Genomic DNA, 24,150 nt, shown 5'->3' with positions numbered 1-24,150 from the left:
AGGGGCTTGGAAAATACTCTGCTTTGAGTTATTCAAGAAAAGCGTCAAGAGCTTGAGTAGGCTGGCGCGTATTTGGATCCCATGCACCTAAAGTATAACCTTGCCAACTATATGCCTGTGGCTCCCAGTAGAAAATCCCAATGCCTTTACCTTGATTAACACTACGTACTTTTTGGATCATATCGGCAACGATAGTCTTTGCTTGAGGCTCATCCCAAGGCACACCAATTTCAGTGATCATCACTTCCGTTCCGTAGCGCTCGACCATATCATTAAGATTAGAGAGGCATTGATTGTTTGCTTCTTGCCAAGTAAGGCCAGTAGCATTCTTGGGATAGGAAGATGCGCCAGTAACATCCCACCAAGCACTGTTGGATTGTAAGCCATCAAGAATCCACCGGAAATTAGCATTGTCGTGACAGTTGGCTAAATGGACGATGACCTTAGCGTCTGGGAATACTTCTTTGGCTGCGTTGCGTCCGCTATTAAACAACCAAGCATAGTTACGCATGTTGCTTGAAGCCATTCCTTCATTCCATAGCATTCCGTTGTTGGTTTCATTACCGACTTGAATCCATTTTGGTGTTATACCTGCAGCTTTTAAGGTGTTGAGTGAGTCTCTAGTGTAAGACCATACTTGTCCCATTAAATCTTCGAAGCTCAGTTGTTGCCATTCTGCTGGTTTCCATTGGTTGCCTGGATCGGCCCAAGTGTCGCTATAGTGGAAGTCAATCATCACATCCATATTCGCGTCTTTGGCCCACTGCGCCTTGACAATTACATCATCCAGTGAGCTGTAATAACCATCACTGGGATTAACCCAGACACGAAGACGTACTGCGTTCATGCCATGGTCTCGTAATATTGAAAGGACATCTTGTCGATATCCCCAATCGTTGTAGAACTCGTAGCCACTGTCTTCCATCTGAGTTATCCAACTAATATCCGCGCCTTTAATAAACGCGTGAGAATAGCTCGATGCTACTAATGAGAAGAAGATAGATAGTGTTTTTAGGGTATTGTTCATCGTTTCACCATTTTTATATATTCACGTTTTCGTCATTTTTTAAACGTAAATAATATAGCAACGGATTTTAGTAATGAGGTGATGTATAAAAGTGTTAGTGACTATTTTAATAAGGAGATTTACGTAGTTGTGATTGTGGATAAATTATCTAAGTAAATTTACTTAGATAATTGTGATTATGATCCATCTACAAATTTATTAAGTCAATTTTATCATCCGTGATGTATTGAAGAATCATAAATTAGCTCGAAGTTAGTTAACTTTAAAACTGTCTCGCCATATGAATTCATGACCAAATAAAACCGTTTTTCTGTATTTTCTGCCTTCCATTTTTTCAATAAACATATCTATTGCTACTTCTCCCATTTCAAACGGGAACAGTCGCATTGTAGTAAGGCTTGGACTCATATGCCGGGCTGACGAGATATCATTGGTTCCGATGACTTGTATATCGGTTGGAATGGTTAACCCTGCCTCATAAATGGCTCTATAAACACCAACGGCCACCATATCTGTCGCTGCGTAGACCACGTCGGGAAGTTCATCGAGTTGTAGCATTTCTTTCATTGCTTGATACCCCGACTCGATGCAATACTCTTTACTCACTTTACATAGCGCATCGTGATACAAACCGTTTTCTTTGGTTACTTTACGAAAAGTATGTAAGCGCTCCTCGTTATTGCCAATAAAAGCAGGTCGTTTACAACGGCTTTTCAGTACATTTTGCATAACGTCATTGGACAACGCCAACCGGTCAATTAAGACTGCATCGGTTTTGCTACCTAAAGGGTTCGAGTCAACAAATATGATATTGTGGTTAGCTTGATATAAGGTATCTACAACATGTTTGGAGAAATGTCCGACTGCAATGACGGCCGGAGCGTTTTCTATTAGATTTATATTAGTATCGATCTGGTCTAAATGGAGTGTTCTTAAATCGACGCCTTTTTCTAAGCAACGATTTTGAATGCCAGCACGAATAGAAGTGAAATACGGGTCGTCTATTTCTTGTGTCGGAGTCAAAAAGTTCAACATAACAACATCACGTACGCCAAGTGGCTCATTCTTTTTGGTTGCTTCATGATGAACAAACTGTTTTTTACTGCGTTTAGGGGATTGATAACCAAGAGACTCTACTGCCTCCAAAATGGCCCGTTTTTTGTCTTCACTTACAGACAAAGTAGGGTCTTCGTTAAGAAAACGCGAAATAGTGGAAGTAGAAATATTCGCTCTTTGTGCAATGTCTTTAAGTGTAGCCAAAAGATTACCCTATATTGTTTTTATTAGACAGCTCTATCACGCCAAAGAGTATTTTGAATGCTCTTTGGCGTTAAAACGTTAATGTGTTGATTGTACAGAATCAAATGTAATGACGTTTCCATCAGGTTCAAAAATGTGTAAATGGGAAGGTGATGCAAATAGCGAAATTGACTCACCAGGCTGTACTTGTGTGTCCCCATGATGAAGGTATTTGAAGTCATCCACGCCGCCACATTGGCCAAAGATGTAAGTCATTCCTCCCAGTCGCTCGACCACTTCACATTGGAACGCGAGTGTGATCAGATCTGGATTGGTCGTGAGGTGTTCTGGTCTAATGCCTAGCGTCAGCTGTTTACCTATTTCAACCTGTGCTGCTTTTATCGGTAACGTGATTGAACGGCCCACATCCAGACTCACTGTTAAGCTCGTTTCATCCCAAGCTTCAACGGTACAAGGAAGAAAATTCATTTTAGGCGAGCCAATAAATCCGGCAACAAATCTATTAATTGGGTTATGGTAGAGATCCATTGGTGAGCCAACTTGCTCAACTTTACCATCACGAAGCACGACGATCTTATCTGCTAATGTCATGGCTTCGACTTGGTCGTGCGTTACGTAGATCATGGTTGACTTAAGTTCTTGGTGTAGCTTTGCAATATGAAGTCGCATGTCGACGCGTAATTCTGCGTCTAGGTTTGATAGCGGCTCATCAAATAAAAACACTTTTGGATCTCGAACGATTGCTCGGCCGATAGCAACGCGTTGGCGTTGACCACCAGAAAGTTGGGCAGGCTTACGATCCAGCAAGTGTTCCAACTGCAGTGCTTTACCGACCAACTGCACTTTTTTCTCTCGCTCTTCTTTTGGAACTTTGTTTACTTTTAGTGAGTAACCCATATTTTCTGCAACAGTCATATGCGGGTATAGAGCATAAGACTGGAACACCATCGCCACCCCTCGTTCTGATGGCGGAGTGTCGTTAACGACATTTCCCGAAATAGATATCGCTCCATCACTGATGTCTTCCAGGCCGGCAATCATACGCAAGAGCGTTGATTTTCCGCAGCCCGAAGGACCAACAAACACCACAAACTCACCTTCTTCTATCGACAAGTTTACGTTGTGAATGGTTTGGGTATCGTCAAAACGTTTTACGACATTGGATAATTGGATCGAAGACATTTTAAATTCCTCTTAAATGATAATAAATAAAGTGTGTGATCTAATTCGTCTTTTATTTAGTAAATTTTATTTTCACTTGTTTGTTTTATCACAATAACTGCTAGCTATAGTGATTGAAATCACATCAATGAATAACCTGTATGGAAAAAATAACACAAAGGAGCATATTTGCACCATAAATTTTATTTTTTACCAAAAACGAAAGGCGTGAAATTTTATGGATAATAATAAATTTAGTAAAAAAATATCTGCTCTCGCAGTTACTGCTCTATTTTGTTCGCCAATGGCGTTGGCGCAGCAGTCCTTATTAGTCTGGGAAGACATTCAAAAGTCTTTTGGTAATGAAGAAGCGGTCGCAGCGTTTGAAAAACAACACGATGTGAAAGTGAATGTGCTTGAAATGCCATATGGCGGTCAGGTCGAATCTCTGCGCATGGATGGCCCTGCAGGTACTGGCCCTGACGTCGTCTTGATTCCACATGATCAGATTGGTGGGGCGGTTATCCAAGGTTTACTTGCTCCAGTTCAGGTCGATAACGCTGTTACCGATACATTTAGCCAATCTTCTATTAACGCATTGACTTACAATGGTGTGTTATACGGCTTGCCAAAATCCGTTGAAACCGTATTTATGGTCTATAACAAAGATCTTATTTCTGAACTGCCTGAAACGATGGACGAAATATTTGAGCTATCTAAGAAGTTTCGCGAAGAAAATAAATACGGTTTACTGGCAAAATGGGATGAGCTTTATTACACCTACGGAATTTTAAACGGTATGGGGGGGGATGTTTTCGGCAAAAAAGACGACGGCTCATATGACCCAAACAAAATATTATTGAATACTCCAGGGGCAGTAGAAGGCGCGAAATTCATTCAGAAGTTCTACGAGTCTAAAGTATTCCCTACAGGCATTATTGGTAATAACGGGCTTAATGCTATCGATTCACTATTCACGTCGGGCAAAGCAGCGATTGTTCAAACCGGTCCTTGGGCGCTCCAGCCTTATAAAGAAGCGGGGATCAACTACGGTGTAGCACCACTTCCAAAATTGCCATCTGGTGAGCAAATGGGCTCATTTATGGGCGTGAAGAGCTACAGCATTTCCACTTTCTCGAAAAACAAACCTTTAGCTCAAGAGTTTATTACGTTCGTCAATAATTATGATAATGCCAAACGCCGCTTTGAGCTAACTGGAGAGGTTCCGGCAGTGACAAAATTGGTAGACGATCCTGTTATCAAGAATGACCCAGGAGCAAGTGCTGTAGCGATGCAATCCATTCACGCTACGTCTATGCCTTCCATTCCAGAGATGAACGAAGTGTGGGGCCCTGCGAACAGCGCGCTTCAGTTGATCGCAACCAATAAACAAGATGCGAAAAGTGCACTCGACTCTGCGGTAGACAGCATCAATATGCAAATCGAAGCTAACCACGCAATGATGGGTCAATAATTTAAAGATATTGTTCTGGCGAAGCAATTGTCGGCCCTAGTTACTCGTCCGGGGCTGACAGTCGCCAGAAGTTTTCCGAAATGGAGTTGTAAGTGATGTCTGACATGAGTGAACATTTTGAGCATAACTCGGGGCTATATCGATCCCAACGGTTTACTGCCTCCTTATTTGCAGTAATTCCTGGCTTTGGCCAGTTTTATAACCGACAGTTTGTAAAAGGCATGATGTTCTTCATCTTGCTAACAAGTTTTTATGCAGTAACTCGTGATTTTATTTCCCACGGTATGTGGGGTCTTGTAACACTTGGCGAAAACCTACCAGAGGACAACTCAGTTTTCCTACTCGCAGAAGGTATTATTGCTTCGCTAGTGGTGGTATTTGGTTTAGCGGTTTATGTACTCAGCATTAATGACGCCTACAAAAACGGGCAACGGCGTGATGAAGGCCGTCCATTGAACTCACTGCGTGTTCAGTATCGCAATGTTATCAATGCTGGCTTCCCGTATCTGATGATAAGCCCGGGTTTTATCCTTTTAGTCTTTGTTGTTGTGTTTCCGATCATCTTTGGTTTTGCGATTGGTTTTACTAACTACAACCTGTACAACTCACCGCCTGCGAAGCTGGTTGACTGGGTTGGATTGAAGAATTTCTTCAACATTTTCCAAATTAACTTGTGGCGTAACACCTTTATCGATGTGTTGCAGTGGACAGTCGTTTGGACATTAGTTGCATCAACATTGCAATGCACAGTCGGGGTTCTGTTGGCGATTCTGGTTAACCAAAAAGACCTTAAATTTAAGCCTCTGATCCGTACAATCTTTATTCTTCCTTGGGCGGTACCTGGCTTTGTTACCATCCTTATTTTTACCGGGATGTTTAACGACAGCTTTGGTGTCATCAACAACGTGATTCTCGACTTCTTTGGTATTGAGCCTAAAGCTTGGCTGACAGACCCATTCTGGACGAAAGTCGCGCTCATCATGATCCAAACCTGGTTAGGTTTCCCATTTGTATTCGCCATGACAACGGGGGTTCTACAGGCGATCCCTAATGATCTTTATGAAGCTGCGACGATGGACGGTGCAAGCAAATTCCAGCAGTTAAGAACCATCACTTTACCTCTGGTTCTGTACTCAATCGCTCCAATTTTGATTACTCAATACACGTTTAACTTTAACAACTTCAATATTATTTATCTGTTTAACAATGGGGGGCCTGCTGTCATTGGTAGCAACGCGGGCGGCACCGATATCTTGGTGTCATGGATTTACAAACTGACGATGTCTTCATCGCAATACGGTATTGCATCTGCCATCACTTTATTACTGTCGATTTTCGTTGTGGGTATTGCTCTCTGGCAATTCCGTATGACCAAGTCATTCAAAGAAGAGGCGAGATAACAACATGAGTATTAAACGTAGTAATCGCATCCGATTGACATTGAGTTACGGCCTGATTCTGTTGGTATCAGTGATCATTATTTACCCGTTAGTGTGGACGGTTGGTGCGTCGTTCTATCCAGGTAACAGTATCATGGGGGAGTCTATTTTCCCTGAGAACCCGACTCTGAGTCACTATGCCACTTTGTTTGCTAATGACAAAGTGGCTTACCTGACCTGGTTCTGGAATAGCTTGAAAATCAGCTTTTTGACCATGGTGCTTACGCTGATCAGTGTGTCATGTACGTCATATGCGTTTTCACGCTTTCGCTTTAAAGGCAGAAAAAATGGTCTAATGCTGTTCCTTCTTTTGCAGATGATCCCTCAATTTTCCGCCCTAATTGCGATATTTGTTCTAGCGCAGATGTTGGGGTTGATTAATAGCCATCTTGCATTAGTACTGGTTTATGTTGGTGGTATGATCCCGATGAACACGTATTTAATGAAAGGTTACTTGGACGCGATACCGAAAGACCTGGATGAATCAGCAAAAATGGATGGTGCGAGTAATATTCGTATTTTTTTGGAAATTATACTGCCTATTTCAAAACCAATTATTGCAGTAGTGGCCTTATTCTCTTTCACGGGACCACTAGGCGACTTTATTCTTGCAACAACCATTTTAAGAACGCCTGAAAATTATACTTTACCTATCGGTTTATATAATTTGGTCGTAGAAAAAATGGGTGCAAGCTATACCACGTATGCAGCAGGTGCTGTGCTTATTTCAATACCTGTAGCGCTTCTTTATCTATCACTACAAAAATACTTTGTATCTGGCTTAACAGCAGGTAGTACAAAAGGCTAATACTAGAGAGAAAGGTATGAATAAAAAATTTAAGGTTGCACTTATTAGTGCGGCAGTGGCTTTGGCTGGCTGTCAATCTGTAAATTCTTCAAATAATAACAGCTCTGATGTTAATACTGATGCGGATAATATTGTTATAACTGCACCCACACTGAGATCTGACTTTATTCGTGGTATGGATATATCCATGTTGCCTGAAATAGAAAAATTAGGCGGGAAATATTACGAAGATGGCAATGAAAAAGAACTGATTCAAATATTAAAAGATAGTGGTGTTAATTCTATCCGCGCACGTTTGTGGGTAGACCCAATGTCAGCCACTGGTGAAGTATTTGGTGGCGGCAATAACACGTTAGAGCGTTCCATTGAGCTTGGTAAACGTGCTCAAGAAAACGGTATGTCATTCCTGCTTGATATCCATTACAGCGACTTTTGGGCTGACCCTAAAAAGCAACAAAAGCCAAAAGAGTGGGAGCAACTTACGTTTGAGAACTTAACACAGAAGGTCTACGACTATACAGCAGAGGTGATGAAAGCACACCAAGCTGCGGGTGTCGTGCCAGACATGGTTCAAGTTGGTAACGAACTGAATGGTGGCATGCTTTGGCCTGAGGGTAAGAGTTGGGGTCAAGATGGTAAGGAATTTGACCGTCTATCGCTTCTCTTAAAAACCGGCATCCAAGCGGTGCATGACAACGATAGTGGTAAAGACATTCAAATCATGTTGCACCTCGCAGAAGCAGGTGACAACGGTCTATTTCGTTGGTGGTTTGATGAAATCACACAGCGTGGTGTCGATTTTGATGTGATTGGTATGTCTTACTACCCGTGGTGGCACGGCCCAATCGATAAAGTAAAAGCCAATATGAATGACGTCATCAGTCGCTACAACAAGCCTGTCGTCCTGGTCGAAACGTCTTTCCCTTTTACCACTGAAAATGGTGATTCGTTAGGTAATAGCTACTCCGAGGCAGGGCCGATTGAGGGATACAGTGTGTCAATCGAGGGGCAGGCGCAATATCTGGCTGACATCATGACGCTGCTTAATGAACTGCCTAACGAACAAGGTTTGGGGATTTATTACTGGGAGCCAGCATGGTTACCAATCGATGGGGCAACATGGTCAACAGGCGCTGGCATGGACTACAGCGGGGACAAATGGGACATGGGCAACTCATGGGAAAACCAAGCACTGTTTGATTTTGAAGGCAATGCATTACCGTCATTGAAAGTATTTAAAGGTCAATAATGAACAATAAAAAACACATCATTCCCAAGATAAAAGGCTTGCTCCATGGAGCAGATTACAACCCTGAGCAATGGTTAGACAGACCAGATATTTTAGCGAAAGATATTGAACTGATGAAGCAGACGAATTGCAACGTTATGTCTGTCGGTATCTTCAGTTGGTCTGCTCTTGAACCTGTTGAAGGTGAGTTTCAGTTTGAATGGCTGGATAACGTACTGGATAACCTGGCAGACCATGGGATTTCTGTATTCCTGGCGACACCGAGTGGTGCGCGTCCTGCCTGGTTGTCTGAACGATACCCTGACGTCCTGCGAGTCAACAGCGCCCGTGTTAAACAACTGCATGGAGAACGTCATAACCATTGCTACAGCTCACCGAATTACCGTGAGAAAGTAAGCATCATGAACGCTAAATTGGCTGAACGTTACAGTCAACATCCTGCGGTGATAGGCTGGCACGTTTCAAACGAATATGGAGGCGATTGTCACTGTAATTACTGCCAAGAAGAGTTTCGTTTGTGGCTGAAAAACAAATACGGCTCCCTATACAATCTTAATAAGCTGTGGTGGAGTGCGTTTTGGAGTCATACTTACACCAGTTGGGAACAAATTGAATCACCATCTCCCGTTGGTGAAAACTCCGTTCACGCACTGAAGTTAGATTGGAAACGATTCTGTACTGACCGCGTCTCGAACTTCTGTGAGCACGAGATTGCACCGCTCAAGTCGATTAATCCTGATCTGCCTACGACGGCAAACTTCATGGAGTACTTTTACGACTACAACTATTGGGAATTGGCAAAGTCAATTGATGTTGTTTCTTGGGATAGCTATCCGCTTTGGCACCGTGACAGCGATGAAGTTGCGCTCGCTTGCTATACCGGGATGTACCATGATTTGATGCGCACACTGAAAAACCAGCCATTTTTACTCATGGAATCAACCCCAAGCCAAACTAACTGGCAGCCAATCACTAAGCTCAAAAAAGACGGTGTCCATCTGCTTTCCTCATTGCAAGCAGTGGCTCATGGCTCTGATTCTGTTCAGTACTTCCAGTGGCGAAAAAGCCGCGGCTCTGTAGAGAAGTTCCATGGTGCGGTGATCGACCACGTTGGTCATGCAAATACTCGTACTGGTCGAGAAGTGACAGCCGTCGGTGAGTATCTTAAACAAATTAATGATGTGGCGGGAACGAGTACGCAGGCCGAAGTGGCGATCATTTTTGATTGGGAAAACCGTTGGGCAATGGATGATGCTTCAGGTCCTCGCAATGAAGGCATGCACTACGAGCAAACCGTGTGTGACCATTATCGAGGGTTCTGGCAGCAAGGTATCAGCTGCGACATCATAGAGCAGCTATGTGATTTTACTCCTTACAAGATCATTGTTGCGCCTATGCTGTACTTAATAAAGCCTGGCGTAGCAGAGCGTTTGGAAGCGTTTGTGGCGCAGGGTGGGACGCTAGTGGCGACTTATTGGAGTGGCATTGTTGATCAGAATGATCTGTGCTTCTTGGGAGGCTTCCCTGGCGGAGAAGGTAGCCCTCTGCGCCGAACGTTGGGTATTTGGGCTGAAGAGATTGACTCACTCTATGACCATGAACGCGTATTGTTTGAAATGGAAACGCACTCTGGTTTTGGCTTCAGTGGTGAATTCAAGGCCAAGCACTTAATGGAACATATTCATTTAGAGACGGCAGAAGCTTTGGCTTATTACCGTGAGGATCTATTTGATGCTTGTCCGGTCATTACTAAGAACCAGCTTGGTAAAGGTTGTGCTTATTACATCGCTGCACGTACAGAGACAGAGTTTAACGAGTTATTTTACATCTCTCTTGCTAATTTACATGGAATCCGCAAGCCAATTGAAAATGTGCCTTACGGGGTGTCAGTGACAACTCGTGAAGATGAACAGTCTCGCTATTTGTTCATTATGAACTTTTTGAATGATCCGCGAGATTTGAAAGTTCCGCACGGGAATTGGATAAATGCAAATACAGGTGACGATATTCAGGAGAATATTACACTTCAACCCTATCAAGTCATCGTTATCAAAAATAATAAATAACTATCCCGCCTGATTATTCAGGCGGGCAATAAATAACAATATTTAAAAATGAGATGAAATTCATCTTAAGGGTAAGTATTACCTAAATAAAGGATATGGCGATATTTACCCAGCCAATAACTCAAAAGTAATACAAAAGGAAATTAAAATGAAAAAAGCAACATTGACAGTCGCTATTTTAGGTTCTCTATTCGCCACTCAAGTTTCAGCAGTCGATTTCTACGGTTACGTACGGGCTGGTTTGGGAGCCAGTGCTGATGGAGGTGGTACCAAGGGCGGAGATGAGTTTTACAAAACGACATTGGGTCGCTTGGGCAATGAGTTTGACACTTATTCGGAAATTGGATTAGGCCAAGAGTTATTCAATGCAGATGGTCGTTCAATGTACTTTGAAAGTATGTTTGAAATGTCATCGGACGGGAACCTAGAGTCTGAAAATAGTAAAGATGACAGTGCCAACTTTGGAATTAAGCAGTTGAATGTTCAAGCGAAGGGCTATATTCCTGCTTCACCTGATGCCGTTATCTGGGCTGGTAAACGCTTTTATCAACGTCATGATATTCACATTATAGATACCAAGTACTGGAATATTTCTGGCTACGGTGTGGGCATTGAAAACATCAAGTTAAATACCGGTGCGATTTCAGCAGCGGTTATCCGAGCTGATAATGAGTTGGCCGAGTGGGATGATACTGGCAACAAAACGAGTTACGGAGATCTGAATACTTACTTCTTAGATTTACGTTACGCTGGCTTTAGCCCATGGGAAGGCTCCTGGACTGAATTCGGTGTTGACTATGCAATGGTTAACCCAACGGATGAGCAAGAAGACGCCGCTGAAAACTTCGATAACGGTTTAATGTTAACGGCTGAACTTAGTCAGAGTTTCGCATTGGGGTATAACAAGTTTGTGCTCCAATATATGGACAAAGGACTTGCACAGAACGCTATCTCACAAGGTGGTGGCTGGTATGACATCTGGAGTGGTGATGTCAGCGATGCAAAAGGGTTCCGTTTTATCAGTACTGGTGATTTGAATTTAGGCAAAAATGTCGTGATCAACCATGTTCTAACTTACGGTAACGTGAAAGATCATGGTGACTGGTTAGATAAGGAAGAGTTGTTCTCATTTGTAGCTCGTCCAACTTACAACTGGTCGCCATACAACAAGACTATGTTAGAGGTCGGCTACTTTGACCAAGAAAAAACTTGGGATTCAGGCTCTGAAGACAAGTTTAGTGGTACAAAATTCACTATTGCACATGCTATCTCAACGGGAGAGTCTTTCTTTGCTCGTCCAGAAATCCGATTCTTTGCGACTTATTTGAAGGACAATGAGGGTGACTCTTTTGACAACAATAAGAGTAACGATACGATCAACTACGGTGTGCAAGTCGAAGCCTGGTGGTAACCAATAAAAATTGCCATTTTACTACTTAGATAGGCCTGTTTAACTCCATTCTGGCCTATCTCAAGCTTAGGCTTGAAACGCTTATTAGTAGTGTGCTCTTAAAGTGGGTCATATTTTACCGAGGGGGAGGGGTATGGCGATGTTATCATTTTAGGAGCTTTTTTATTTGTACTTGTCTCTGAAATTTCTTTTTAAAAAAAATAATATGATTTTTCTTGTTTTCTGACTCGCAGTATCTGTTCATCACTTCTTGTTTTGAAAAGCAAAACTAAAATTTTGCACTTTTATATAACGCAAACCGTAAGTAATTGGTAGGGCTGCGCCCTTAATCGTAACGATTACATTGCTTGGTGGTAAATTTGATCTCTTTTCAAGTTTTATTCTTATCAGATTAGAGTTGTTACTACCCATCTTCAATTCAGTTAGATCTGATCTGGCTCATTTGTGCCCCTTTCCGTGTTTATACCATATACTGACCACGGCTGATAGTTGCCATTTTGACTAAAATTTTCTTATGGTTGTATGATGACATTACCGTTCTCAAAGATCCTAAAACGTACTATGTGATAATCTCATTTTTTCTATTTTCCACATGTTTTAAGTGAGCCTAGTTATGAGTTCTTCAATCATTTCAAAGTTTCCGAATCTTATTCGAGTTGGGCATGTCCACCATTTTAAGAAGAAAGAAACCTTGCTCAATGAAGGCGATATCTGCGATTCGGTCTTTATTATTGAGAAGGGCTGCGTGAGATCTTGGTTTAATGGTGATGGTCATGATGTGACTTTTCAGTTCTTCTTTGAAGGGGATATAGTCACTTCTTTCGAAAGCCTTAAGCGCAACCTTCCTGCTTTGTACAATATTGAAACTATAACAGAGGCTCGTTTACGCGTTATATCTAAGAAGGAGCTAGTTCAATTACTCGATAATGATAGCAACATAAAACAGGCTGTTGATGATTTCATTACAGAGCGTTTGTATCACTATCAAGCGTTATTCATATCTCGGATAAAAAATAATCCTCAGCAAAGATACCAAGAACTACTCGGTCTTCAGCCAGATATCTTTGATAAAGTACCACACCACTATATAGCGACCTACTTAGGTATGACTCCGGTGTCGCTAAGTCGAATCAAAGCAAAAACTAAGTGATCCGTTAACAATTGTTAAGGCTGTAAATCTGCATATCGATAAAGTGTTCATAACTCATGACAATAAAAAAGGTGAACACAAAATGAATACAAAAAGTCTGAAAGTAGGTTTTATTGGCCTTGGTAAAATGGGATCTGGTATCTGCGAGAATATCCATAAAGCTGGATACCAATTAACGGTTTACAACAGAACGATATCTAAAACTCAGCCGTTTCAGGAGCGAGGTGCAACGGTCGCGAACAATATCAAGGAACTCGTTGAACAATCCGATATTATTTTTACCAGCTTGTTAGATGACAACTCCATTATTGAGTTATCTCTTGGTGAAGGTGGCATTCTTGATTCCATGGTTACGGGGAAAATCCATGTTGGATTAACCACTATCCAACCCGCTACCGCCGACAGACTAAAGTTAGAACATGAAAAACGTGGTTGCCGTTATATTGCAGCTCCGGTTGTGGGGCGTCCTGATGCAGCAGCGGCGGGTAAGCTTATCACCTTCCTTGCTGGCGAGCCGTCAACTATAGAAGTAGCTCAACCGATAATAGAGTCATATACAGTGAAACAAGTACCCGTTGGCACAGTTGCTAGCTCAGCTAATGGGATGAAAAAATGTGTGAATTATATGGCTATGGCGCAACTTGCAATGTTGGGTGAAGTATTTACATTTGCAGAAAAAAGTCAGCTAGATAAAAGACAAGTATTAGCTGTTGCCCAGATGTTTTTTGCAGGAAATGAAGCAATGAGTTCTTACGCTGAAAAAATTGCGGTCAGAGATTTTGACACTGTTGGGTTCGATCTTACTGCAGGTTTAAAAGACGCATTAATATTTGAAACCGCATTCACTGCTTGCGGTGTAAAACCGTCAGCAATTCTCGGAGCTAAGGACAATCTAGTCGCAGCAAATGCAAACGGATTCGGACAAAAAGACTGGAGTGCATTGACAGAGATATCTCGACAACTCGCGGGACTCACTAACTAATGTGTATATCTTAACTACGTTAGATGGATAGCGCTAACGTAGTTATGCCCCAAACCTTGTTGAATGTTTACTATCAACAGTTCAATCGGTGCTTCTTTGACTTATTTTATCTAATATATCTAGTTTGAGTTCAATTTAGTATGAACCAGCATGTAGCGCTCTCGCCAGTACACCATGAATTAACACCTTAATATCTTTAAAACCTGAATCATTCATTAACATCGCAGTATTTTGAGCAATTAGCTGAATCCATAAACTGGATAACGTTCCTTTGCTTTTTACAGCACAATAATTACTTCATGGTCGCTATTGGCTTTAGGCTTATAACCGTAGACCGAGTAGAATGAGGCTTTTTCACCTCATTCTACTCGGTCTACGGTTGAGGTCATTTCTGATTTATAAACCGAATGGTAGCCCTAGCAGATACCAAATAAAGTACAGTGAACTCCAGCCTGTTAGAATTGCGGCGGCATATGGCATAGCAGCAGTTAACAAATGACCCAGAGAGAACGACTTGTTGTATATCTGAATCACAGCAAGGATCAGCGGCAGATACGGGTTGATTGGAGAAATAACATTGGTTGACGAATCACCCACACGGTAAGCAGCTTGGATCGCCTCAGGCTCAAAACCGACTAGCATTAGCATTGGCAGGAATACTGGTGCCATCAACGCCCATTGTGCAGAGCCACTATAAACAAACAGGTTAATGGCAGCGGCTAATAGAATAAAGCTAACAAGAACCAACATTGGTGGCATGTTTGTATGAGCCAGCCAGTCAGCGCCGTTAATTGCCCCAACAAGTGCCAGATTTGACCAGTTAAACACCGCAATAAATTGAGCAACCATAAATACGATGACGATAAAGCCACTCATATCGCGTACGGCTTCTTCCATTAATTTCGGGATATCCGCACTGCGCTTGATCTTGCCGACCAGAGAACCATAAGTAATACCACACAGTGCAAAGAAACCAACAATGATTGGCACGATGCCTTTAATAAAAGGGGATGGGAGTAATCCTCCGTCGGGATTACGCAAACCGGAACTTTCAGGCAAAACAAGCAGAGCGACCACCGCAATATAAGCTAAAGCGACCAAACCAGTTTTGCGTAAAGCATGACTTTCTTTGTCTGTTAACTCCTCAACATGTTGCTCACCGCTTTGCGAGGTCATCGGGTATAAGCGGTCTAACATAGGTTCCGTGTATTTATCGTTCATGAGGGTGATTATGGTGGTAATCACAGGCACAGAAGCGCACATGAAGAACCAGTTCGCTAATATACTTACTTCATAGTCAGGGCGTACACTTTGAACCACTTCTGTTGAAATGCCAGAGATCAACATATCGGTGCCAGCAATGAAAAAGTTGGCACTGAACCCCGCAAAAATAGAAATAAACGCAACGACGATACCCGCGATTGGATTTCGGCCAACGGTGTTGAACATGATGGCTGCTATAGGTGGTATCAAAAATACTGCGGCGTCAGAGACTAAGTTCCCAATGATGGATGTGATTATCACAGCTGGCGTTACCAGACGCGGAGACACATTGGCCAGCATACGTTTGATGGTGGCGTCAGCTAACCCTGTTTTCTGAATCAGGCCCAGAGCGAGTACCATGACCAGTACCAGTCCCAATGGACGAAAGGAGGTGAAGTTCGTGATGAGTTTTGTGAGCAAAAATGCCAGTCCATCCCAGGTTAACACTGAACGAACTGAAATAAGCTCGTTGGTCACAGGGTGATGAACGGGAGCAAGCCATGCACTCATTACTGCGGACAATACCAATGTCACGGCGAATAAAATGAAAAACATAATAAACGGGTGAGGCAGGGTATTTGCTAGAGCCGCGATACGGTGCATGATTCCAGCATTGTTGTAGGATTCCATATCTCTGCTTTCTTCCATGAGGGTCTCCATTCTTCCTTAAATATCTATTGCGTGTTCAGTTCTTTCTCAACCAACCGGACGAAGTAACTTGCACCTGCTGGGATAATATCGTCATTAAAGTCATAACCTGGGTTGTGGACACAAATCCCCCCAGCCTCTCCTTCAGAGCCGTTGCCGAGCAATACATAACATCCCGGTACAGCCTGGAGCATGAATGAAAAGTCTTCGCTGCCAGACAGAGGCAAACAATTTGTGTTAACCATCTCTTCACCAACCACTTCTTTAGCCACTTGTGCGGCGATTTGAGAAGCCGTAACGTCATTAATGGTTGCTGGGTAATTTCCTTTATGGAAGGTCACACTCGCTTTAGCGCCAAAGGTTTCCGCCGTTCCTGTGACTATCTGTTTGAATTGCGCAATAGCTTTATCTCTAACCGATTGTTCAAAAGTTCGGATACAGCCCATCATGGTGGCTTTATCGGGAATTACATTGAAGGTTCCAGAACCCGCGTGAAGGTCGGTGAATGACACTACAGCCGAATCCAAAGGAGAGATACTTCTGCTCACGATTGACTGAGCACTGGTAATAATAGTGCTGACAATCAGCGTAGGGTCTATGACGTTTTGAGGTAAAGCAGCGTGCCCGCCTTTGCCTGAGATTTCGATGCTGAATCGGTCTGAACTTGCCAGAAGCGGGCCTTCTCGTAGCCAGATTTCGCCCTGGGGAATGCCTGGCATATTGTGTAGCCCATACACATGTTTACATGGAAAGCGCTCAAAAAGGCCATCATCAATCATCGCTTTCGCGCCCGCAAGCCCTTCTTCTGCTGGTTGGAAGATGAAATAGACAGTGCCTGAAAAATTGCGATGTTGAGCAAGGTACCAGGCGGTCGCCAGAAGTATCGCGGTATGTCCGTCGTGACCACAACCGTGCATTTTTCCATGATGACAAGATGCATGTGAGAAGGTGTTGCACTCAGACATTTGAAGGGCATCCATATCAGCGCGTAAGCCAATGCTGTCTGATGAGGGGTGTTTGCCTTTCAATACGCCGACGACGCCAGTTTTGGCGATGCCAGTGTGTACTTCGTCAAAACCCCATTCGGTCAGCTTTTCTGTTACAAGCGCCGCAGTTCGCTGCTCTTGAAAGCCCAACTCAGGATGTTGGTGAATATCTCTTCGCCATGCGGTAAAGACTTCATTGTACTTTACTATCTCTTCAATCATTGTTTATCTTCCTGTTGATATGGCATAACAAATCATTATAAAAATGGTTTTGGGTAGCCTTTCTTTTGTTTGATAAACTATATAACGAACATAAAAAGTACGAATAATAACTTGTTTCTATTGAACCATAAGGAAATGTTATGGCTTTTAGAGGGTTTACCGACAGCCAGATAGAAGCGTTTTCATGGATTATGAAAACCGAAAGTGCCACAGAAGCCGCAGGAAAAATGTTGATCTCTCAGCCAGCTGTTAGCCGATTGATTAAGCAACTGGAAGGCCGATTGGGGTTTGAGTTGTTTGAACGCCACAACAATCGGTTGCTCCCAACACGTAAAGGTATTTTGTTTTATGACGAAGTAGAGAAAGTTTATGTGGGGTTAAATCATTTGCGGAGTTTTGCTGAAAAGCTGAGAGACAGGGAAGTAGGTCAATATCGAATTGTCAGTATGCCTTCTTTTTCGACAAGTATGGTTCCGGATACCGTTACGAAGCTAACGCAGACATTTCCTGATCTTGAAATCAGCCTGTATTCCTATCGTTCCAGCCAGATAATCGAAGATATGATCGCCCAGAGATTTGATTTCGGTATCACAACGGATTTAGCGCAAGACCCGAGGTATCAGAGTTTTCAATATTCGTTGCCTGCTGTTGTGCTGATTCCTGTATCTCATCCGCTCGCGAATAAAAAAATCATCGATGTTGAAGACTTTAATAATGAAACCCTGATATGTGGTGAACCGGGTGAACAGAGTCGCACCCTGATTAACCAATGTTTGACGGATAATGCCGTTAAACCAAAAAAAATCTTAACGACTTCTCTTGGTGATATGGCAATCAGACTGGTTGAAAATGGCACCGGACTTTCCGTGATTAATGCAGTATCTGCCAGTGATACCAAGCTGACTGGTTTGGTAGCAAGACCGTTGTCCTTTAATATCACTTATGAGTTTCAGATGATCTTACCATTAGAAAGAAACATCGAATCCGCAGTTAATAACGTTAACATTGAGTTAGTTAGGCTAGTTGAAGAGAGAATTAACCAAGCAAAAAACTTTTTTAGTCTATAGAGTGATGATACGTAATACAGATGCTGTATACCGCTACGGTGGTGAGGAGTTTGTCGTAGTGTTATTACAATGCGAACTACATAAAGCAGCCCAGATAGCGGAGAAGCTTAGAAAGAAAGTATGTGAAAAAATTTAAGTTCTATCTTGGAAGTAACTGCACAGACATTTCGGTATCAATTGGCTGTTCTAGTTTATCTCAAGCTAATAGTGCTGATGAGGTTTTCAAACTGGCTGATAAGGCTTTGTATACAGCAAAAGAAAATGGTCGAAATCAAGTCTGTATTGGAGAAGCGATCAATAAATGCCAATTTGGAACGTGATGCATCCCAATTGTTATAACCTAGTCACGTTGAATACTATTTTGCAACTGGACACGGTTAATGTTTCAAATGCTAACTTAGCAAATCATCAAACACGTTTGTCCAGAGCCTTCACAGTGCACAAGTACTAGTAGGACAATCTCTGCGGGATGCTAGATAACAAATTCCTGCCCCATCGCGTGTTTCAAATTGGGTAGTACATCTCTGTAAACCCGCACCAATTAAGAACGGTTTTAGTATAGCATTAACAGCTAATGTGCACGAAATTTCATATAATCATCTTGCATATCGCATGGTTAATCGTTTTAATGAATGAAATAATTCAGTTAGGTTGATCACTTATGTATACAGTAACAAATGATGAATTATTACCGGTTGTTGAAAGGATAGATGTTGCTATTTCGTCTCATCGGCAATGGGTAAGAGGTCTGATGCGTACAATTACTTGCCATACTATGCCTACAAAAATAGACTTGTGTAAAGACGCCCACTTATTGTGCGCATTTGGTGAATGGTATTACGGTGAGCAGCCTGCCGAGCTAAGAGAAAGCCAGTTTTTCCGTGATATCGAAAATCTACATCGATTATTGCATGAAAGTGCAGCGGCAATGCTCCGGAGTGAAATAGACGGCAAAGCAATCACTAAGGTCCAATTTGATTCATTTTATTACAATCTTGATGAATTCGTGGAAGCACTCGAAAATTTAAAAAAAGAAATCAATACATTATTATATAATCGCGATCCTCTAACTGGTGCATACAATCGCCGCTCACTTAATGAAGAGCTTTTTAAAATCAAGCAGTTGATCTCTTCAGAAGTTAATAATGCATGTATTATCATTTTTGATCTTGACCATTTTAAATCAATAAATGATCGTTATGGTCATCGTGCTGGAGATCAAGTATTAAAGCAAACGATAGAAGTAGTGAACCGAAATATGCGAAATCTAGATAAGGTTTTTCGATACGGAGGCGAAGAATTTGTTATCTCGCTAATCCAAACAACGCTAGAGGATGCGTATAAAGTTGCTGAGCATATGAGAAGTGACATTGAGGCAATGGAAATACTGGTAGCAGAAACAACCATTAGAGCAACAGCTTCCTTCGGAATTGCTGAAATAAGTTCAAGCTCAAACATTTTCAACGCTATTGAAAAAGCGGACCAAGCACTTTATCAGGCCAAAATAAATGGCCGAAATCAGGTTTTAATATCAAACGATTGACACATCCCAAGGAAATACTAATGCAAAGATTTCCAATCAGGTTGATCTCGAACTTCTGGCACAAAAGCGCCCCTTTTTCATTTAGAGTGATATCAATAGCGAACCTAAACGTTATTAGTTAAGGCAAAATTGATATCTTTCTTAAACACAAGTGCGGCAAAAAAGACAAAGTTAACAGGAGGAAAAAATGCGAAGATCAATGAGAATAATGCTGCAAGCTTTGCACTAGATAACTTACGCTTCCCTAAGTAGTAACCAGTCACCATGTTCCCTATAAGATATAGTGAGAAGATTACTGCTCCAATTATGATGTGTCCCATTCCGCGCTCCTATCTGATCATCAGGTAAAATAAAACACCAGATGTAAATCCAATAACGCTTGTGTTTTTACGCAAAAAAATACTAATTATTCCCTTCACAATTGAATCCTTTCGTTGGTTAATCAGATATCAACAGTATTAACGTATTCATTTAATTGTCAAATTTTGAATGGTTGCTGAAAGTACAGGCAAGAAGCTGCTTTTGGAAAATATACATATCAAACGGTTGAGGTGTTTCAATATACATCTTCAAACCTGGGAGCAAAGATTTAGGGTTATACGTCTAAATCGTTTCTGTCCATGGGTGTTTAAGCTCGTACTGTCGCTACAGCGATCGAAACTGAAACTGTTGCAATTGATAGCCAGACTTTATGTTGACCAATAGCATCTAAGAGGAGGTCAACATGAGAAAGTTATCTTCAGGAAAATGTAGCGGTATAAAAAGGCCATTCAAGCTTGAAGAAATCTGGCGAATCAGGACCAGACTTGAGCTTGAAAACGACCTGATGCAGCTTGCTCTGCTAAACCTAGCCATTGATAGCAAGCTGAGAGCGAGTGATTTACTAAAGCTGCACGTATACGATGTTTCTTCGCAAGGAGTGATTTATGACAGGGTTCAGTGCATCCAGCAAAAAACGGGCACTGATGTACATTATGAAATTACTCCTAGAACTCAGCAAAGTATCAGTCGCTGGATCTACTCCGCATCCCTAGAAGCAAGTAGCTTTTTGTTTCCAAGTTGTCGCCGCAAAGGGCAGCCCATCAGTTACTCATTTTATCGTTCGATTATCAGGTGTTGGGCTGTAAAACTGGGGTTGAATGCAGACTATTATGGGACTCATTCAATGCGTCGCACTAAAGCTACTTTGATCTATGCCAAAACAAAAAATATTAGGGCGGTACAGATTCTATTGGGACATTCGAAGCTAGATAACACGATTCGTTACCTTGGCGTTGAACTGGAAGACGCTTTGAGGCTTTCAGAGCAAACAGATTGCTAGAGGCATTGATACAGGCTTTTCTCTATCGCTGAAAAGCCTTTGCCCCAAACCTTTTTAGCACAAGAATCAGGACTCATTTCTTTTGTCATAACTTGGCCTATTTTTGGTAATGCTAAAAGTGGCTACGATACTGGTGGCTATTCCAGTAATAATGCCTAACTTCAGTCACAGTTTATTCAACAATTACCCTATATAGTAACTTGCATATAATCAATACACTGCTCCGATTATAACTACAAGTATATATAAATCGCCCCCATGGAGGTCTCTATGCCCCAGAATTATGATAGACATATCAGTAATTTGACCAAAGACACTTACGCTTTGATATTGGCAGGTGGTCGAGGTAGTCGTTTATTTGAACTCACTGATTTTCGAGCAAAACCTGCTGTATATTTTGGTGGTAAGTTTCGTATTATCGATTTTCCACTATCAAACTGTTTCAATTCAGGTATTCACCGCGTAGGTATCGCTACACAATACAAGTCGCACTCGTTGATCCGTCACATTAGCCGCGGTTGGGGAAGCCTTAGGGCTCAACAATTTGTTGAAATTTTACCTGCTTCACAACGAACGGGCGATGACTGGTATGCTGGTACAGCGGATGCGGTATATCAAAATATTGATATAATTCGTTCACATAGACCCAAGTACATTCTAATTCTGTCTGGTGACCATGTATATCGTATGGACTACGGCACTCTACTAGCGGAGCATGTGGCAAATAACGCAGATATGACAGTCTGCTGCCTAGAAGTTGATACTGAAGAAGCTGCAGGTAGCTTTGGTGTTCTGACCGTAGATTCCAAAAACAAAATAGTCGCTTTTGATGAGAAACCAGCTCAACCTAATGAAATTCCGAATAAACCGAATAAGTGTTTGGCTTCAATGGGCAATTATTTATTCAATGTTGATTTTCTTTTTAACCAGTTATTAAAAGATGTGGATGTCCAAGGATCCACCCGCGATTTTGGCCACGATATCATTCCTTCAATCATTAATGAGAGTAATGTTTTTGCTTACTCTTTCAAAGATCCAGACAGTGAAAATCAGCCCTACTGGCGTGACGTGGGTACACTTGACTCATTTTGGGAAGCCAATATGGAACTTGTTACACCTAAACCACAACTTGACCTTTATGATAAAGACTGGCCGATTTGGACATATCAAGAACAGCTTCCACCTGCTAAATTCATTTTTGATAATGATGAACGCCGTGGTATGGCCGTAGATTCAACGGTTTCTGGAGGGTGCATTATTTCTGGTTCAACTATTAGAAAATCATTGTTGTATTCAAGTGTCCATGCCCACTCATACAGTCTTATTGAAGAGTCAGTACTGTTGCCTGGCAGTCAAGTTGGTGAACACGCTAAACTGAAGCGAGTTATCCTTGATAGTTATTGTTGTATCCCGGCCGGTTTGAGCATTGGTTATGATAAGGAACAGGATGAAGCCAATGGTTTTCGTGTTACGAAAAAAGGAATCACCCTAGTAACTAAAACGATGCTGGAAAATCTTGCTAAATAAACGTACTGAATAATTTTTTCGAAATACGAGTCAAAGACATCGCATGGCTAAAAATATGGCACACGAGTACAAATAGTCTGACACCCAAATTATGGTCTTATCTTCACCACTCGGAGATAAGATCACGTTCCACCTAAAGACATACCCCCGCGGCTAACAATTGTTTCATCCACAAAAATCGAGAAATTGGTGTGTTAAAAAGCGAACCTTATGATGAATTTTAAAATAAGAATGCCCCCAAAATCGTTTAGAGCCAGTACTCTATACGACTGATGCTCCATGTGTTTGACCTACTAAAAGTAATCCCTTTTACACCCTATAAACCCTAAAAACATGCCATCTATTTGATATATGCATCAGTTGCACATATTCGATTGTGCTAGCATCCAAAAAGTCATGCATTACAACACATTAAAGGAGAAATCATTGGCTAGACGAGGTAGTGGTTTACGAACGGCGATAAAGGTTGTTAAAGCAATAGATAGAGCTAACAAACAAGCTGCTCGTGAATCCCATCGTATGCAAAAATTCTCTTATTCAAATGTGTCTGCCAAATAAGTTACGATTCATTTTAATCTTCTAGATTAAATGTTAAAAATGTAACAACACCCAGTAACTTTGATGATTTGACTTGCATTTCTCATTCCTATGAACGGAGGCGCAAACTGGAGCAATGAACTACTTAAAAGCACCACTAGTCGGAAGAACATCAATGCAAGCGAGAAAAGCATTTTTAAATACTGAGTCCGACTATACTGTTTGGGTCAACGTAAGAAAACGCAATCACTGGTAACAAATGCCATCTACATGACGCCATTTATTGGTAGGTGGTTGTTCATCATTGATAATCAATCACTTAAAAAGTGCTAGAAAAAGCGGATAGCGGGAATACTACCTACCCCTTTACAAAAGTACTATCTAAGATTCATCATTTCGGGTGGAAAGCCGATAATAGAGAATGAATAAACCGACGATGATTTAGGTTTTACCTTCGATACTACTTCGCGACTCTACTTTGGATAGAGCAGGATCAGTCGTCACCGTTGACTTTACCTAGGATAAGAGCGTAATTCTTTTCAAAAGAATCAAGTAAAAACAGGAGCTGTACATGCTTATTACATTTCGCTGCAAAAGCCATGCTAACGTCACAATGTTCGGTGACATTGGGCTGCAACTGATAAAGATGATGGGTCATAGTGGTACAGTACCCGGTGCTATTCTTTCCCCAGATATCCCTGAAGCACTTTCTAAATTAACGTTTTCACTCGCTGCAGAAAGTACAGCGGCTCAAAAAAACACCTCTGCCACTGGAGATGATGAAGAGGAAGCTCTATCTGAACAGGTAGTAAGCCTCAATCTCCGCGCTGCTCCATTAATAGAACTATTAAAGTCTGCGATAGATGCTCAATGTGACGTAATGTGGGATACCCCATAACATTTGCTTCAGACATACTAGGGTATTTGTCTAATTTACATATTATGCATTTAATGGCTTTCCCTAACCGTCTACACCACGACTTGTCCAGGAAGCTTACGCAGTGTAGGG

The 24,150-nt window shown here is 41.8% G+C and carries 20 protein-coding genes; 15 read left to right on the top strand and 5 right to left on the bottom strand.

All coding sequences use genetic code 11. The annotated features are described in order from the left end of the window. Nucleotides 1-28: 28 nt before the first annotated feature. The 3 genes from DBX26_RS19045 to DBX26_RS19035 all read right to left on the bottom strand — a co-directional run bounded on the left by DBX26_RS19045 (nucleotide 29) and on the right by DBX26_RS19035 (nucleotide 3,469). A complete protein-coding gene (locus DBX26_RS19045) occupies nucleotides 29-1,027 on the bottom strand; it encodes a glycosyl hydrolase 53 family protein (protein ID WP_118120607.1) in 999 nt (332 codons plus the stop codon). A gap of 252 nt (nucleotides 1,028-1,279) precedes the next feature. Next, nucleotides 1,280-2,287, bottom strand: coding sequence for a LacI family DNA-binding transcriptional regulator (locus DBX26_RS19040; RefSeq protein ID WP_118120606.1), 1,008 nt, complete (start codon nucleotides 2,285-2,287; stop codon nucleotides 1,280-1,282). 78 nt (nucleotides 2,288-2,365) lie between these two features. Further along, nucleotides 2,366-3,469, bottom strand: a complete 1,104-nt coding sequence (locus DBX26_RS19035; RefSeq protein WP_118120605.1) for an ABC transporter ATP-binding protein — start codon at nucleotides 3,467-3,469, stop codon at nucleotides 2,366-2,368. A 217-nt stretch (nucleotides 3,470-3,686) separates the two neighbouring features. Here DBX26_RS19035 and DBX26_RS19030 point away from each other — a divergent pair, with 217 nt between their 5' ends. The 8 genes from DBX26_RS19030 to DBX26_RS18995 all read left to right on the top strand — a co-directional run bounded on the left by DBX26_RS19030 (nucleotide 3,687) and on the right by DBX26_RS18995 (nucleotide 14,027). Beyond that, nucleotides 3,687-4,922 carry an extracellular solute-binding protein gene (locus DBX26_RS19030; protein ID WP_118120604.1) on the top strand — a complete coding sequence of 412 codons (1,236 nt, stop codon included), beginning with the start codon at nucleotides 3,687-3,689 and terminating at the stop codon, nucleotides 4,920-4,922. Between the two features lie 95 nt (nucleotides 4,923-5,017). Then, nucleotides 5,018-6,322 (top strand): sugar ABC transporter permease, encoded by a 1,305-nt coding sequence (locus DBX26_RS19025; protein ID WP_118120603.1) that lies wholly within the window; start codon nucleotides 5,018-5,020, stop codon nucleotides 6,320-6,322. A 4-nt stretch (nucleotides 6,323-6,326) separates the two neighbouring features. Beyond that, nucleotides 6,327-7,169 carry a sugar ABC transporter permease gene (locus tag DBX26_RS19020; protein ID WP_110176712.1) on the top strand — a complete coding sequence of 281 codons (843 nt, stop codon included), beginning with the start codon at nucleotides 6,327-6,329 and terminating at the stop codon, nucleotides 7,167-7,169. 16 nt (nucleotides 7,170-7,185) lie between these two features. Then, nucleotides 7,186-8,418 (top strand): glycosyl hydrolase 53 family protein, encoded by a 1,233-nt coding sequence (locus DBX26_RS19015; RefSeq protein ID WP_118120602.1) that lies wholly within the window; start codon nucleotides 7,186-7,188, stop codon nucleotides 8,416-8,418. Next, nucleotides 8,418-10,484: a beta-galactosidase gene (locus DBX26_RS19010; protein ID WP_118120601.1), complete on the top strand. Its 2,067-nt coding sequence runs from the start codon at nucleotides 8,418-8,420 to the stop codon at nucleotides 10,482-10,484. Before DBX26_RS19015 ends, DBX26_RS19010 begins: the two co-directional genes overlap by 1 nt. Nucleotides 10,485-10,632: 148 nt before the next feature. Further along, entirely contained in the window at nucleotides 10,633-11,895 is a 1,263-nt protein-coding gene (locus DBX26_RS19005) for a maltoporin (RefSeq protein ID WP_118120600.1), read from the top strand. Nucleotides 11,896-12,508: 613 nt separating this feature from the next. After that, nucleotides 12,509-13,045 (top strand): Crp/Fnr family transcriptional regulator, encoded by a 537-nt coding sequence (locus tag DBX26_RS19000; protein ID WP_118120599.1) that lies wholly within the window; start codon nucleotides 12,509-12,511, stop codon nucleotides 13,043-13,045. Nucleotides 13,046-13,127: 82 nt separating this feature from the next. Next, nucleotides 13,128-14,027: an NAD(P)-dependent oxidoreductase gene (locus tag DBX26_RS18995; protein ID WP_118120598.1), complete on the top strand. Its 900-nt coding sequence runs from the start codon at nucleotides 13,128-13,130 to the stop codon at nucleotides 14,025-14,027. Between the two features lie 396 nt (nucleotides 14,028-14,423). On the opposite strand, the gene DBX26_RS18990 is transcribed toward DBX26_RS18995, so the two are convergent. Together DBX26_RS18990 and DBX26_RS18985 are read right to left on the bottom strand one after the other, a co-directional pair. Further along, nucleotides 14,424-15,938 carry an AbgT family transporter gene (locus DBX26_RS18990; protein ID WP_118120597.1) on the bottom strand — a complete coding sequence of 505 codons (1,515 nt, stop codon included), beginning with the start codon at nucleotides 15,936-15,938 and terminating at the stop codon, nucleotides 14,424-14,426. Nucleotides 15,939-15,964: 26 nt separating this feature from the next. Further along, nucleotides 15,965-17,146 (bottom strand): M20 aminoacylase family protein, encoded by a 1,182-nt coding sequence (locus DBX26_RS18985; RefSeq protein ID WP_118120596.1) that lies wholly within the window; start codon nucleotides 17,144-17,146, stop codon nucleotides 15,965-15,967. A 140-nt stretch (nucleotides 17,147-17,286) separates the two neighbouring features. Here DBX26_RS18985 and DBX26_RS18980 point away from each other — a divergent pair, with 140 nt between their 5' ends. From DBX26_RS18980 to DBX26_RS18945, 7 genes are all read left to right on the top strand, one after another. Next, nucleotides 17,287-18,213, top strand: coding sequence for a LysR substrate-binding domain-containing protein (locus DBX26_RS18980; RefSeq protein ID WP_118120595.1), 927 nt, complete (start codon nucleotides 17,287-17,289; stop codon nucleotides 18,211-18,213). Nucleotides 18,214-18,217: 4 nt separating this feature from the next. Next, complete coding sequence (locus DBX26_RS25820) at nucleotides 18,218-18,349, top strand: diguanylate cyclase (RefSeq protein ID WP_118120594.1); 132 nt, start codon at nucleotides 18,218-18,220, stop codon at nucleotides 18,347-18,349. Next, nucleotides 18,336-18,533: a diguanylate cyclase gene (locus DBX26_RS18970; protein ID WP_118120593.1), complete on the top strand. Its 198-nt coding sequence runs from the start codon at nucleotides 18,336-18,338 to the stop codon at nucleotides 18,531-18,533. Before DBX26_RS25820 ends, DBX26_RS18970 begins: the two co-directional genes overlap by 14 nt. Before the next feature lie 341 nt (nucleotides 18,534-18,874). Continuing rightward, nucleotides 18,875-19,756, top strand: coding sequence for a diguanylate cyclase (locus DBX26_RS18965; protein ID WP_118120592.1), 882 nt, complete (start codon nucleotides 18,875-18,877; stop codon nucleotides 19,754-19,756). Nucleotides 19,757-20,480: 724 nt separating this feature from the next. Beyond that, nucleotides 20,481-21,077 carry a tyrosine-type recombinase/integrase gene (locus DBX26_RS18955; protein WP_118120590.1) on the top strand — a complete coding sequence of 199 codons (597 nt, stop codon included), beginning with the start codon at nucleotides 20,481-20,483 and terminating at the stop codon, nucleotides 21,075-21,077. A gap of 270 nt (nucleotides 21,078-21,347) precedes the next feature. Then, nucleotides 21,348-22,604: a glucose-1-phosphate adenylyltransferase gene (glgC, locus tag DBX26_RS18950; protein WP_065302754.1), complete on the top strand. Its 1,257-nt coding sequence runs from the start codon at nucleotides 21,348-21,350 to the stop codon at nucleotides 22,602-22,604. Between the two features lie 1,108 nt (nucleotides 22,605-23,712). Then, complete coding sequence (locus DBX26_RS18945; RefSeq protein WP_118120589.1) at nucleotides 23,713-24,039, top strand: DUF1840 domain-containing protein; 327 nt, start codon at nucleotides 23,713-23,715, stop codon at nucleotides 24,037-24,039. Nucleotides 24,040-24,150 lie beyond the last annotated feature (111 nt).

It is taken from the genome of Vibrio sp. dhg (assembly GCF_003443775.1).
GTDB lineage: Bacteria > Pseudomonadota > Gammaproteobacteria > Enterobacterales > Vibrionaceae > Vibrio > Vibrio natriegens.
This window is presented reverse-complemented; position numbering and strand designations above follow the sequence as displayed.